Raw genomic sequence first — 14,022 nt, forward strand, 5'->3', positions numbered from 1 at the left:
CAGGGCAATGAGGGGCGGCGATGACCGACGTGTCTTAGGCTGCCCTTGCCTACCCCACCCACTTCTCATAATCCGACACCAGCAGGTGGACCGGCGCGACGTCCTCGTCGATGTTGGAGAAGCGGCCGATCGGCTCACGGAAGACATTGTCGGTGAGGTCGTCATTGACGGTCGAGACCTCGCCGATCAGCACGTCCTTGCCTTCGGCCCAGAAGGCGTGCCAGACGCCGGGCAGCAGCGTGACGCTCTGGCCCGGGTCGAGCTTCAGGAGGCCGCCGGCCGGCAATCTGGTGATGGTGCCGTCGACCGGAACCGACACTTCGGCCTTCGGATCGATGCCGCCGTCGCGATCGTGCATGAACAATTCCAGCACCAGCTTGCCGCCGCCGCGGTTGATGATGTCCTCGGCCTTGATGTTGTGGCGATGCATCGGCGAGAGCTGGTCCTTGCGCGAGATCATGATCTTCTCGGCATAGAGCATGCCCATGCCGAGCTTCATGTCCTCGTAGCGGCCGTTGCGGACGGTGAACAGGAACAGGCCAAGCTCGTCGAACTTCTCCTGGCCGTAGTCGGTGATGTCCCAGCCGAGCCGCGAGGTGAAGATGGCTGAGGAGTCCGCCTTGTGCGCCTTCATCTCTTCCGGCGACCAATAGGCGAAGGGCGGCATGATGTAGCCGAAGGAGCGGATGAAAGCGTCGGCTTCGCGGATGATGTCGTTGATTTTGGAGCGTTTCATGATCCTGTTTCCTTCCGGCGCTGCCTGCTGAAATCTGCCAATCCGAATAGCTCAATGCCGGTCCGCTGTCGACGCAAACTGACGGCTCTGGCCCCGTGACATCGTTTCCGTTCGGGGCCATAAACCAACGGAATTTCTGAACGGTGATCTTCATGGCAAGCATAGACGACCTCGACACGCCGGCGATTTTGATCGATGCGGCCCGCGCCGAAGCCAACATCAAGAAGGCGCAGGCGCACGCCGACAGCCACGGGCTGAAGCTTCGGCCGCACATCAAGACGCACAAGCTGCCTTACTGGGCAAAGAAGCAGGTTGCGGCCGGCGCCGTCGGCATCACATGCCAGAAGATCGGTGAGGCCGAGGTAATGGCCGATGCAGGGCTAACCGACATTTTTCTGCCCTACAACATCCTTGGCCGCGCCAAGCTGGAACGGCTGAAGGCGCTGCATGGCCGCGTCACGCTCTCGGTGACGGCGGACAGCCATGAGACGCTGGAAGGGCTTGCCGCGACCTTCACCGATGCCGGCCATCCGCTGCAGGTGCTGGTCGAATGCGACACCGGCATGGGCCGCTGCGGCGTGCAGAGCCCGGCCGAAGCGGTTGCGCTGGCGAAAGCGATCAACAGGGTCAAGGGCCTCAGCTTCGGCGGGCTGATGACCTATCCGGCGGCGGGTCGCGCCGCCGAGGCGGAGGCATGGCTGAGGAATGCGCGCAACGTGCTTGCAGTGGACGGGCTTGAGTGCGAGCGCATATCCAGTGGCGGCACGCCGGACATGTGGCGCTCGGGCGAGGATAGCGTCGTCACCGAATACCGGCCCGGCACCTACATCTATCTCGACCGCTACCAGGTCGCCAAAGGCGTCGGCACGCTGGATGACTGCGCGCTGACGGTGCTCGCCACCGTGGTCAGCCACCCGACGCCGACCCGCGCCATCCTCGATAGCGGCAGCAAGGCGCTATCCTCCGATACGCTGGGGCTGCCCGATTTCGGCGAGCTGCTCGGCGTACCGGGCGCACGGGTCACGGGCCTCAGCGAAGAGCATGGCAATGTCACGCTTTCAGACGGCGCCAGGCTTCGCATCGGCGAGCGCGTGCGCGTGGTTCCCGACCATTGCTGCGTGGTCACCAATTTGTTCGACCAGGTGCATCTGATCGACGGGGAAAGGGTGCTGGAGACGCTGCCGGTGACGGCGCGAGGGCGGATGGGGTGACAATCCTGAGACATACGCAGGTGTTCTAAGATCGCCTAGGCTGGCGGGACAGCGCCCCCCTCTGTCCTGCCGGACATCTCCCCCACTTGGGGGGAGATTGGCAGTTTCGTCGCCGGCTCTCCTCTTTCGACGATGGAGATTGGCGAAAGCCGCGAAGACATCTGATCTCCCCCCAAGTGGAGGAGATGGCCGGCAGGCCAGAGGGGGGCGCGAAGGAACGCGGCGGACCGTTATAGATCCGAGAATCTACCGCCCCTCAGCCTGCCTCGCCGCGACCCGGCGCATTGCGCTCACCCGACGACGAAAAATCTCCGTACGCATCGCCATCAGATGCAGCGCGAAGAACAGCACCGTGAAGCCGAGCGCCATCACGGCGAGCGGCCACAGCATCGAGGGGTCGATGGTCGGGCCGCCGAGGCGGAAGACCGAGGCCGGCTGGTGCAGCGTGTTCCACCAGTCGACCGAGAATTTGATGATCGGGATGTTGATGAAGCCGACCAGCGTGATGATGGCGGCGGCCCAGGCGGCGCGGCCGGCGTCATCCAGCGCGCGCGTCAGCGCGATGATGCCGAGATACATCAAAAACAGCACGAAGACCGAGGTCAGCCGCGCGTCCCACACCCACCAGGTGCCCCACATCGGCTTGCCCCAGATGGAGCCGGTGATCAGCGCCAGGGCCGTGAAGGTGGCGCCGATCGGGGCAGCCGATTTCAGCGCCACATCGGCCAGCGGATGGCGCCAGACCAGAGTGCCCAGCGCCGAGATCGCCATGATCGTGTAGCACATCATGGCGAGCCAGGCGAAAGGCACGTGGATATACATGATGCGCACGGTGATGCCCTGCTGGAAATCCTCAGGCGCGGTGAAGCTCATATAGAGGCCGACGGCGAGCAGGATGGCGGCGATCATCATCAGCCACGGAATGACCCGGTCGGCCAGCCCGACGAAGCGCGTCGGGTTGGCGAGATCGGTCCAGCCGGCGAGGCGTGAGGAGGTGTCGCTCATGCCGACCTAAATAGACCGGCGATGCGTCCGGGGCAATTGGACGGTTGTCGCAGGCTTTCCTTCTCCCCTTGTGGGAGAAGGTAGATCGGCGCGCAGCGCCGAGACGGATGAGGGGTGTTGGAAGGAATGAGGCGGTGGCGATTTCCAGTTTATTGCCAAGCTGGAGCACCCCTCATCCGACCTCGCTTCGCGAGGCCACCTTCTCCCACAAGGGGAGAAGGTAAAAGCGCCAAGCTTAAGCCGCTTCGTTGACCGGACGGCTGAGGCGGCGGACTTCCTCGTCGTTGAGCAGGCCGCCGGCGCGCAAGAGGGCGGCGAAGCGGCCGTTGCGCAACGACAGCTCGGTGAAGCCGCCATATTCGACCACCTTGCCCTTGTCCATGAAGACGACCAGGTCGGCGTCGCGGACCGTGGTGAGGCGGTGGGCGATGATGAAGGTGGTGCGGTCACGGCGCAGTTCGTCGATCGCCTCCTTGACGCGGTCCTCGGTCTCGACGTCGAGCGCGCTGGTCGCCTCGTCGAGCACCAGGATCGGCGCGTCCTTCAGCACCGCGCGGGCAATGGCGATGCGCTGGCGCTCGCCGCCAGAAAGCTGGCCGCCGCGCTCGCCGACGACGGTGTCGTAGCCGCCGCTCTTGGCCAGGATGAAGTCCTGCGCGGCGGCGGCGTCGGCGGCGGCGTGGACCTCGTCATTGCTCGCATCGGCGCGGCCGACGCGGATGTTGTCCTCGATCGAGCGGTTGAGCAGGCCGGCGTCCTGGAAGACGGTGGCGATCGAGTGGCGCAGCGACTTGCGGGTCACCGTGCGGGTGTCGATGCCGTCGATCAGGATGCGGCCGCTGGCCGGCGTGAAGACGCGCTGCAGCAGGTTGATGAGCGTCGTCTTGCCGGCGCCTGTCGGGCCAACGATGGCGACCGTCTTACCGGCCGGCACCTCGAACGACACGCCCTCGATGCCGTGGCCGGAGTTGGCGAACTCAAAGCTGACATCTTCGAACCGCACATGGCCGGTGACATTGGTGAGCTCGCGCAGGCCATCGGGCTCGACGGTTTCGGCGGCCGAGTCCTCGAGGCGATAGAAGTCCTCGAGCTTGGCGCGCGCCTCGGAGATCTGGGTGGTGAAGGCCGACATCTGGTCGAGACGGGCGATCAGCATTCCGGCAAAGCCGGTGAAGGCGACGACATCGCCGACGCGGAGCTGGCCACGGGTGACGAGATAGGCGCCGATCGACAGCACGATCATCATCGAGATGGTCGACGACAGGCGGTTCAGCGCATTGGCGATCGCCCACCAGTCGAGCACAGGGTTCTGCGCGTCGAGCAGGTTCTTGACGTAACGCTTCAACGTCGCGGTCTCATGGCCGATGCGGTTGTAGCTCTGCAGCACGGCGACATTGCTGACGCTGTCGGACACATGGGCAAAGACGGTGTGGTAGTGGCGCTCGACGGCGGTCTGCCCCGACTTGGTGCGGCGCATGACGATACGGCCGATGGCAACGTAGAGCACGCCGAGGCCGAGCAGCACGACGGTCATGCGGATGTCCATGGCGAGCGCGGTCGGCACCAGCAGCACCAGCGCGATGGCCGTCGACAGATGCACGCGCATGAATTCGAGCCACAGGCTGAACAGCGTTTCGACTGCGCGCAGCAGCGTATGCAGCGAATTGGACGTGCCACGCTGGTGATGCCAGGCAAGCGGCATGGTGATGACGCGCTCGAAGGACTGGCACAGCACCTCCGAGCGGCGGGCATGGGCGAAGCGATCGGCGCCGCGTGCCACCAGCACGAAGGCGACGACATTGAAGGCACCGAGAGCGGCCCAGACGGCGAGCGTCGAAAACACCGGACCGTTTTCGGAGATGGCACCGATCACCCGGCCGAGCAGGATCGGCTCGAGGATTGCGATCGCGGCCAGCGCGACGTTGGCGACGCAGATCAGCGCAACGCGCTTCTTGTCAGCCGCCAGATAACCCAGTGCTCGCCAGTAGATCTGCAGAAGTGACACTTCAGCTACTCCGCCAAACTCTTCAGTCGTGCTCAATTCCGGATTTGTGCACTGCACCATTTTTTGACACGTACCGGTTAACGCGTCGCAAAACAATGCCCGTCTATCGCTTCCGTTCCCATTTAGCGAACAAAAGATGACGACGGTGCGAAATCTGGCGTGATCACCTAACGGTTTGAGATAAAAGGTGAAATGTCAGCCTTGCGGCAAAATAATGGCACTTGCCGCGCGCTGCCACATTTTTAATCATCAGGCGCTTGCTTAGCCGGGTCTAAAGGAGCTTCGAGGGCACTGACCGGGGTCGCGCCCAAGTAAAACGCCAAGCAAAGGCCGCGCATCCCGGGGGACGCGCGGCCTTTGAGCCAAATCGTTGATTTTACGCAGGTATCTTGACGACGACCTCGGTCTTCTCGCCGGCATTCGGCTCGAAAGATCCCGATTTTGTCTTCGAACCATTGACTTCGAGCGAGATCGACTTGGTCTTTTTGTCGCGGATGACGCGGACTTTGATTTCGCCGTCGAACATCTTGAGCGTCGCCGCGTAGCCATCCCAGTGTCCAGGCAGCTTCGGCCTAAACGTGATCTGCTTGCCGCGCCGCTCGATGCCCAGGATTCCCTCGACAGCCGCCCGGTAGAGCCACCCTGCCGAGCCCGTGTACCAGGTCCAGCCGCCGCGCCCGCCTTTTCCTTCGCCGGCGTAGATGTCGGCCGCCACCACATAAGGCTCGACGCGGTAATGCTCGGCCGCGGCCTCGTCCGAGGCGTGGTTGACCGGGTTCAGCATCGAGAAGCAACGATAGGCCTCGTCGGTACGGCCCATCTCGGCCAGCGCGATCACGAACCAGGTGGCGGCATGGGTGTACTGGCCGCCATTCTCGCGCACGCCGGGCGGGTAACTCTTGATGTAGCCGGGATCCTGCTCGCTGTTCGAGAAGGGCGGCGTGAACAGCTTGACGATCTTGAGCTTGTCGTCGACGAGCATTTTCGTCGCCTGCTCCATGGCCGTGGTCGAGCGCGCCGGATCCCCCTCGCCGGAGAGCACGCTCCAGGACTGGGCGATGGAGTCGATCTTGCACTCGTCGGAATTCCTCGAGCCGAGCGGCGTGCCGTCGTCGAAGCTGCCGCGCCGGTACCACTGGCCATCCCAGGCCGTGCTCTCCAGCGCCCGCTTCAACACGTCCGCATGCTTCGCCCAGGCCTGCGCCCGCTTGGCATCGCTCTGTCCCTTGGCGACGCGGGCGAAGTCGCCCAGCGTCTTCAGGAGGAACCAGCCCAACCACACGCTCTCGCCCTTGCCGCCCTCGCCGACACGGTTCATGCCGTCGTTCCAGTCTCCGCCCAGGATCAGCGGCAAGCCGGCCGGGCTGCTGCGCTTGATGGCAAGGTCGAGCGCCCGCGCGCAGTGGTCGTAGAGCGAAGCGGTGGTCTTGGTGATCTCGGGCGTGAAGAAGGCGTCGTGCTCGCCCTCGCCGAGTTCCTGCCCGTCGATGAAGGGTATCTGCTCCTTGAGGATCGCGGTATCGCCCGTCACCTCGACGTAGCGGGCGGTGGCGTGCGCCAGCCAAACCACGTCGTCCGAAATCATGGTGCGCACGCCGGCATCGGTGCGCGGCAGCCACCAGTGCTGGACATCGCCTTCCTGGAACTGCCGGCGCGCCGCGTTGAGGATCTGGTCGCGCGCCAGCTTCGGATCGTGCGCCAGCAAGGCCAGCGTGTCCTGCAACTGATCGCGGAAGCCGAAGGCGCCGCTCGCCTGGTAGAAGGCCGAGCGGGCGCGGATGCGGCAGGCGAGGCTCTGGTAAGGCAGCCAGTGGTTGACCATGGCGTTGAGCGCCTTGTCCGGCGTCTCGACCTGGATGGTGTCGAGGAAGCCGCGCCAGACGCGTTCGTTTTCAGCCAGGCGCTGGTCGAAATCCTTGCCGCGATGGGTTTGCACCAAGGCGCTCGCCTCGGCAGTGGTGGCCGCGTCACCGAGCAGCCAGAACAGCGTCACGTCGCCGCCGGCCGGAATGTCGATGTCATTTGCGATCACGGCGCAGGGATCGTCACCTGCCTCGACGCGGCCGGACAGGGCAAGCCCGCCGAGCACGGCCTGCGGATATTCGGTCGTGCCGTGCCTGCCGATGAACTCCGCGCGATCGGCGGTCACCGAATGGACAGGCGCCGTGGCGGCGAGGAAAGCCACCCGCTCGCCGAAATCGAGCCCGTAGGGGTTCTGAGCCAGAAGCGCGCCTGTTGCCTCGTCTCGCGTGGGCACGATTGTCGCCGCCGTGCGCGAGCGATGGCCGCCGAGCACCCATTCGGCGTAGGCATAGACGCGCAGCCTTGCCGGCGCCGGTCCGGCATTCTGGATGCGCAGCCGGGTGATCTTGACCGGATCCACCGGGTCGACCACCTGCGTCAGGTCCATCGACAGCGGCCCCCGCTTCGAGCGGAAGGTCGAGAACCCCTGCCCGTGCCAGGTCTCGTAGGTCATCGAGGGGTCACGCACCACCGCGGCCATCGGCGAGAACGCCTTGCCGCTCAACTGATCGTAAATATAGAAGCCCTCCCCCGGCCGGTTCGACACCGGATCGTTCGACCATGGCGTCAACTGGTAGTCGCGGCTGTTGCGGCTCCAGGTAAAGCCCGCACCTTCCGACGAGACGTGGAAGCCGAAGGAGGCGTTGGAGATGACGTTGATCCAAGGCTGCGGCGTCGTGCGACGCCCGGTCAGCCGCGTCACATAGTGGCGGCCATCGCCGTCGAAGCCGCCGAAGCCGTTCCAGAGGCTGAGGCCAGTGCCATCGGCGGCGATGTCGGCTCCGCCCTGGCTTGCCGGCCTCGGCTCAGGCAATGGCGGGGGCGGCTGGCGACCCGGAATGCCTTCCGCTTGCTGCAAGACGTCACGGGCCTGCAATGCCGCCGTCTCGGCGCGCTCGAGCTGGTCGAAGATAGTGCCGTTGCGGGTGTGGAGCGCGACGCGCGCGACCGATAGCAAGGTTTTGTAGGTCGGCTCGTCCATCAGGTCGCGGCGCACGGCGAAGATGTGCTGGCGCGGTCCGAGCTCGCGCCCGCGCAGGCGGCTGTTCTCGCACAGCGTCTCCACCGCGCGCTGCAGGTCCTGCACGTAGGAGGACGCCTGCTCATTGACGACGACGAAGTCGATCATCATGCCGCGGGCGCGCATATACTCCTGGAAGCGCAGCGCCTGAGCGACGATCTCGAGGTCGGCGACGTCGCCGATGCGCACCAGGAAGATCGGGAAGTCGCCGGAGATGCTGGTCGGCCAAAGGCTCGACTGGCGGCCGAGACCCGAGGCGATCGATTCCGCCGGCAGGCGCAGGAACGGATCGGGATAAATCAGGTAACGCGCCAGCGTCTGCACATTGGCGGCGTCGGTCAGGCTGAGGCCGAGATGGCGCGTTTGCACCTGGCTGCGCGTCCAGGCGAGCATCGCCTGGCGGGCGAAGCTCTCCTGATGGTCGAGGCGGGCGATCGCGTTGTCGAGCTCGCCGCGGTTGGCGCCGACGACGGTCCAGAAGGTCAGCGAGATCTTCTTGTTGGCCGGCACGCGCACCTGGCGGCGGAGCGCCGCCACCGGGTCGAGCGTGAAGCCATGGCTGCCGCCGAGCCTGACGCCGGGATCGAAGGCCACGGCATCGGCAATGGTGCGGCCGCGGCCGATGAAGGCGCGCCGGTCGGTCTCAGCCTCGGCGTCGCGCGACGGACCCGACGGATCGGTGACGAAATGCACCATGGTGAGGTCGGGCTCGTTCTTGTCGCGCTTGCGCCTGGTGGCGAAGATCGCGCCGTTGTTCGCGGCGATCTCGGTCTCGACGAACATCTTCGAGAACGCCGGATGGGCGTTGTCCGAGGCCTCGTTGCCCAGCACCAACTCGGCGAAGGAGGTCACCTCGATATGCCGGTCGGTGGCGCCGTCATTGTAGAGCGTGATGCGGCGGCCCTCGCCATTGCCTTCGGAAATGACGATGCATTCGACTTCCGAACGCAACGAGCCGACCGACTTGGTGAAGCTCGCCTTGTCGTCGGCAAACAGCGTCTGCACGCGTTCGTTCTCGGCGCGCTTCGGCTCGGCGGTCGCCGACCACCAGTCGCCGGTCGGGGCGTCGCGCAGGAAGATATAGGAGCCGAGGCGATCCTCGCTCGGGTCCGGCTGCCAGCGGGTGACTGCGAGCTCGCCGAAGCGGCTGTAGCCGGAGCCGGTCGCGGTGACCATGACCGAGTAGCGGCCGTTCGACATGACATTGGTGGCGCGCAGCGCCTTGATCGGATCGAGGATGATGCGGCTGTCGGGGCTCTCCGTCTCGGTCTCGTCCTTGGCGCGTTCGTCGGCCTCGGTCCGGACGGTGGCGGCCGGGATGTCGCGCGGCGCCTTCTCCTGCAGGAGCAGTTCAGCCGACTCGATCACAGGGTCGCTGTGGAAACGTTCGCGCAGCCGGCCCTCGAAGATGGCATCCGCCACAGCGGCGATCGACATGCCGGAATGGTGGGCCATGTAGTTCTGGACGACGGCGTGGTCGGTGCCTTCCGGCACACGCTGCGGCGTGAAATCGACCGCGTCGTAAAAGCCGTGGCGGCCGAGCGCGCCTATAGAGCGCAGCCGCATGAGGTTCTGCACCGCCTCGCGCGGGTAGAACTGCGCCGCCAGGATTGTGGCGTAAGGCGCGATCACGGTGTTCTGGCCGAGGCCGCGCTTCAGGCCGAGGCCGGGCACGCCGAAATTGGTGTACTGGTAGGTGAGCTCGCGGTCGCGGGCATTGTAGGCCGCTTCCGAAATGCCCCAGGGCACGTTCTTCGAGCGCGCATACTGGATCTGGCGCTTGATGATCAGCTTGCTGGTCTGGTTGAGGATCGAACCCGGCGCCTCCTTCATCACCAGCGGCGGCATCAGATACTCGAACATCGAGCCCGACCAGGACATCAGCGCGCCCTTAAAGCCGATCTCGACGATCGGGCGGCCGAGCCGGAACCAGTGCTCCGTCGGCAGGTCGCCCTTGGCGATGGCGAACAGGCTGGTCAGCCGCGCCTCGGAAGCGAGCAGGTCGTAGCAGCTCTCGTCGAGCTGGTGCTCCTCGACACGGTAGCCGATCGACAGAAGCTTGCGCTCCTGCCGCATCAGGAACGAGAAATCCATCTCGAAGGCATAGCGGCGGCAGCGCGTGCGCAGCGCGAGCAGCTTGGCGCGCAGCGCCGAGACGGCGCTTTCGTCATTGTGCGAATCGTGCACATGCGCCTCGCAGGTCGCCTCCAGCCTCGCCGCCCAGTCGGCGATGACGTCGCTCTTCGGCGATGCGACCTCGACGTGAATGGCGGTGGCGAGCTTGCGGATCTCGCCGGCAAGCACCGCGAGGTTGATGGTGCGGATCGAGGCCATCTCGGGCTGCGCCTTGATGGTCATCACCGCGCGGCGCATGCCGTCGAGGCGGTCGGCGAGACGCTGACGCAGCGGCCTCAGCTGCCGGCGGTCGTCGGGCAGATCCTCAAGGCTCTCGTCGAGGATGGTGACGGTGTCGAGGATGCCTTCGAAATCGCCCTGCAGGTGGACTGAAGGCGCTTCGGCCCATTCGGCGCAGGCGGCAGCCACCGCGACCAGATGGCCGGCAAGATTGCCGCTGTCCACCGCCGAGATATAGAGCGGATAGAGCGGCTTCAGCGTCGTCGTGTCGTACCAGTTGTAGAGGTGCCCGCGGTCGCGCGGCATGCTCTCGATGGTGGTCATCGTGGCGTCGATGCGGGTGATGGCATCCGACAGGCTGATCCAGCCGAAATCGCGCGCCGACACGATCGACAGCAGGTAGACGCCGATATTGGTCGGCGACGTGCGCGGCGCCACCACAGGCGCCGGGCTTTCCTGGAAATTGTCGGGCGGCAGATGGTGATGCTCGGCCGTCACGAAGGTCTCGAAATAGTGCCAGGTGCGGCGCGCCACGGTGCGCAGCGTGTGCACGTCGGCGGCCGAAATGCGCAGCCTGTCCTCGGTCTCGGCCGAGCGGCTGATCCAGCAGGCGACGGCGGGCGAGCCGATCCAGAAAATCGCGAAGAAAAAGGCGACGAACGCGCCGGTGGAATCGGCCAGCACCGGAACGGCAAGGCCGACCACGCCGATGATCACGGCGCCGTACATCATGCTGTAATAGGAGCCGAGATCGCTGCCGCCGCTCTTGTGCGCCTGCGAGGCGGTGCGCCACTCCAAAAGGTTCTGGCGGCTGACGAAGAGCCTGTAGAGCGTACGGACGACAGCGTCGCCCATCATCCAGGCGAGATGCGCCATCAACAGCACCTTGAGTGCCACCAGCGCGGTGCCGAACACCGTATCGCGGGCTAAAGCCGAGAAATGGCCGCGCGGGGTCTGGTCGCCGCTCTTGGGCAAGATGCCGTTCACGATGTCGAAGGTGGGGGCCATGAACAGGCTGAGGATCAACAGCGCCTGCCATTGCGCGGCCTGCGTGAAGGGCAGCAGCGTCCAGCCGGCGATACAGGCCATCACCCAGAAGATCGGGGTCAGCGAGCGGCGCAGATTGTCGACCATCTTCCAGCGCGACAGCGCCGGCACGCCGGAGCGCGGGTCGAACATGAAGCCGAGCAACTGCCAGTCGCCGCGCGCCCAGCGGTGATGGCGCGAGGCGTCGACCGAGTAGCGGGTCGGATAGTCCTCGACCAGCTCGACGTCGGTGACTAAAGCCGCGCGCGCCATGGCGCCTTCGAGCAGATCGTGGCTGAGGATGGTGTTTTCCTCGATGCGATCCTTCAGCGCCGCTTCGAAGGCGTCAACATGGTAGAGGCCCTTGCCGGTGAAGGAGCCGTCGCCGAAGACGTCCTGATAGACGTCGGAGACGGCAAAGACATAAGGGTCGAGGCCGCGATTGGCCGAGAAAACGCGCTGGAAGAAGGAGGCGTCGTCGCCGCTGGTGAGGGAAGCGGTGATACGCGGCTGCAGGATGGTGTAGCCGGCGCTGACGACGCGCTTCGCCGGGTCGAAATGCGGGCGGTTCAGCGGATGCGAGAGCTTGCCGACGAGCGTCGAGACGGCGTCGCGCGTGGTGCGCGTGTCGGCGTCGAGCGTCATCACATAGGTGACTTTTTCGGGCAGCGGCACGTCGAGCGGCAGGAAGGTGGTGTCGCTGTCGCCGCGCAGCAGAAGGTTGAGCTCGTGCAGCTTGCCGCGCTTGCGCTCCCAGCCCATCCAGCAGCCCTGCGCCTGGTTGTAGAGCCGGCGGCGGTGAAGGAGATAGAAGCGCGGCGCGCCTTCCGACGGATAGCGGGCGTTCAGCCTGGCGATCTCGTCGCGCGCATATTGCAGGATCTCGATGTCGGCGGCGTCGATCTCGGTCTTGGAGTCCGGCCAGTCGGAGAGCAGCGCGAAATGGATCTCTTCCGCCGTGTTGGCGAGGTGATGCACCTCGATGTTGCGGATGTTTTCCTCGACGTCGTCGCGCGACCCGATCAGCGAGGGCACCACGACCAGCGTGCGCGCCTGGGCGGGGATGCCGTGCTTGAAGTCGTAGCCGACTAGGCGCGTCGGCTTGAGGAAGAGCGCCATGACGGTGTTGAAGAAGGCCAACGCGCCTTCGCTCGCCGGCACCGCGAACAGGGCCAGCATCAGCGTGATCGACTCCGCCGAGAGCCCGAGATGGGCAAGTGCATTGCCGGACAGCACAAGCAGGAGCATCGTCAGCAGGAAGACCGGCACGACGATGCCGAGCCAGCCGGTGGCGGTAAAGGCGCGCTTGAAAGTCACGTTGATCGGCGGCCGGTAGCCGATCGCCTGTTCCAGTTCCGGCCGGCGTGGCCCGACCAGGAAGAAGCCGACATCGGTATGCACCGTGGGGTCGGCGGTTTCCGGCACGCCGGACGCGTCGGTGACGCCGGGAACATGGCCGGCAAGCTCGATCGCCTTTTCGGCGACGCGGAATTCGGAAAGGTCGGAGCGGCGCGCGAGCTGCTCGATCGCGGTGCGGTATTGGTCGCGCGAGAAGAAGTCGAGCGCGGCGAAATCGGTCTTCTCGCGCAGCAGCGTGTCGATGCGGCTGACGCCCTCGAACCAGACCGTCCAGTCGACGTCGTTGATGAGGCGCAGGCCGCGGATGATGTTGCCGGTGGTGACGTTGCCGCTGGACAGCGTCTGATGCTCGGAGATGATGATCTCCTCGGCGTCGGAGCCGGTCTTCTCGAGCTCGCTCTCCAGCCATTCCAGCGCCCGGCCGGCATTCTGCGAGCCGTCGCGAAGGCGATAGAGGAGTTGGGTGGCGAACGTCGTGTCCTGCGCATGCGCGGCGTAGGTCGACAGGATCCTGGTCCGGTCGGCATTGTCGTCGGTCGCCAGCACCCGGTCGGCGACCTCGTTGGCGATCTGGCGCATCTCTCTGGTGCGGTTGACGCGCACCGCGATGCGGCGAAGGTTTTCGATCAGCACGAAGCGCAGCAGCGACGGCAGCGCCCAAAGCTCGCCGATCTTCAGCGGCTCGACCGACTGAAAGCCCTCGACGATGGCCTTGAACATGGTCGCCGAGACAGCACTGTCGGAATGCTCGACATAGCTCCAGGCGACGACGAAGGCGCGCGGCAACTCGGTGCCGTCGGCAAGCTTGAGCGTCGGCAACTGGCGGTAGAAACGGCGCGGCAGGTCGCGCTTGACCTGGAAGATGGTCTCCTCGACCAGATAATTGTTGTCGAGCAGCCATTGTGCCGCGGGCGTAATCGTCTCGCCCTTGGCCTGGGCGGCATTGGTCGAACGATAGACTTCGAGAATCTTCTTGGCGCTGTCGCGGATGCGGGCCTGGAATTCGAATGGCGAGAACCGGAACAGTTCCCGAACTTCGCCCATGGCGAGCGCGGCGCCCAGCACCTGCAGCCGGTCTTCAGGCAGGAAATTGGAGCGTATCGGCGCTTCCGGGACATTCGGGAAGCCGGCGCTCTTGAGTTCGATCTTGGTGGGGTTCGTCTGAATGTTCATTGATTATTCCGTAAGGCGGGACGCGATGCGGCGTCACCGCCACGGCAATGTCCCTAAAACCGGTTCAAATGCAATTGGTTGCATGTCAGGTCCGGTCGAAAGTTTTTTG

5 protein-coding genes are annotated in these 14,022 nt (G+C 65.2%); 1 reads left to right on the forward strand and 4 read right to left on the reverse strand.

Translation table 11 applies throughout. The annotated features are described in order from the left end of the window. Positions 1-49: 49 nt before the first annotated feature. On the reverse strand, positions 50-736 hold the full coding sequence (locus AC4FWB_RS02900; protein ID WP_292063124.1) for a D-lyxose/D-mannose family sugar isomerase: 687 nt from the start codon (positions 734-736) through the stop codon (positions 50-52). A gap of 152 nt (positions 737-888) precedes the next feature. Here AC4FWB_RS02900 and AC4FWB_RS02905 point away from each other — a divergent pair, with 152 nt between their 5' ends. Beyond that, a complete protein-coding gene (locus tag AC4FWB_RS02905; protein ID WP_491024246.1) occupies positions 889-1,947 on the forward strand; it encodes a D-TA family PLP-dependent enzyme in 1,059 nt (352 codons plus the stop codon). A gap of 246 nt (positions 1,948-2,193) precedes the next feature. On the opposite strand, the gene AC4FWB_RS02910 is transcribed toward AC4FWB_RS02905, so the two are convergent. The 3 genes from AC4FWB_RS02910 to AC4FWB_RS02920 form a co-directional block, all read right to left on the reverse strand. After that, a complete protein-coding gene (locus tag AC4FWB_RS02910; RefSeq protein ID WP_491024247.1) occupies positions 2,194-2,952 on the reverse strand; it encodes a heme ABC transporter permease in 759 nt (252 codons plus the stop codon). A 235-nt stretch (positions 2,953-3,187) separates the two neighbouring features. Beyond that, positions 3,188-4,957 carry a glucan ABC transporter ATP-binding protein/ permease gene (locus tag AC4FWB_RS02915; RefSeq protein WP_491024248.1) on the reverse strand — a complete coding sequence of 590 codons (1,770 nt, stop codon included), beginning with the start codon at positions 4,955-4,957 and terminating at the stop codon, positions 3,188-3,190. A 376-nt stretch (positions 4,958-5,333) separates the two neighbouring features. After that, positions 5,334-13,913, reverse strand: a complete 8,580-nt coding sequence (locus tag AC4FWB_RS02920) for a glycoside hydrolase family 94 protein (protein ID WP_491024249.1) — start codon at positions 13,911-13,913, stop codon at positions 5,334-5,336. Between the last annotated feature and the right edge of the window lie 109 nt (positions 13,914-14,022).

It is taken from the genome of Mesorhizobium sp. LEGMi-168a (genome assembly GCF_058312955.1).

Bases quoted from the DNA above. Each gene is read 5' to 3' on its own strand.
- AC4FWB_RS02900 (WP_292063124.1), bottom strand. From the start codon at position 736: ATGAAACGCTCCAAAATCAACGACATCATCCGCGAAGCCGACGCTTTC.
- AC4FWB_RS02920 (WP_491024249.1), bottom strand. From the start codon at position 13,913: ATGAACATTCAGACGAACCCCACCAAGATCGAACTCAAGAGCGCCGGC.
- AC4FWB_RS02905 (WP_491024246.1), top strand. From the start codon at position 889: ATGGCAAGCATAGACGACCTCGACACGCCGGCGATTTTGATCGATGCG.
- AC4FWB_RS02910 (WP_491024247.1), bottom strand. From the start codon at position 2,952: ATGAGCGACACCTCCTCACGCCTCGCCGGCTGGACCGATCTCGCCAAC.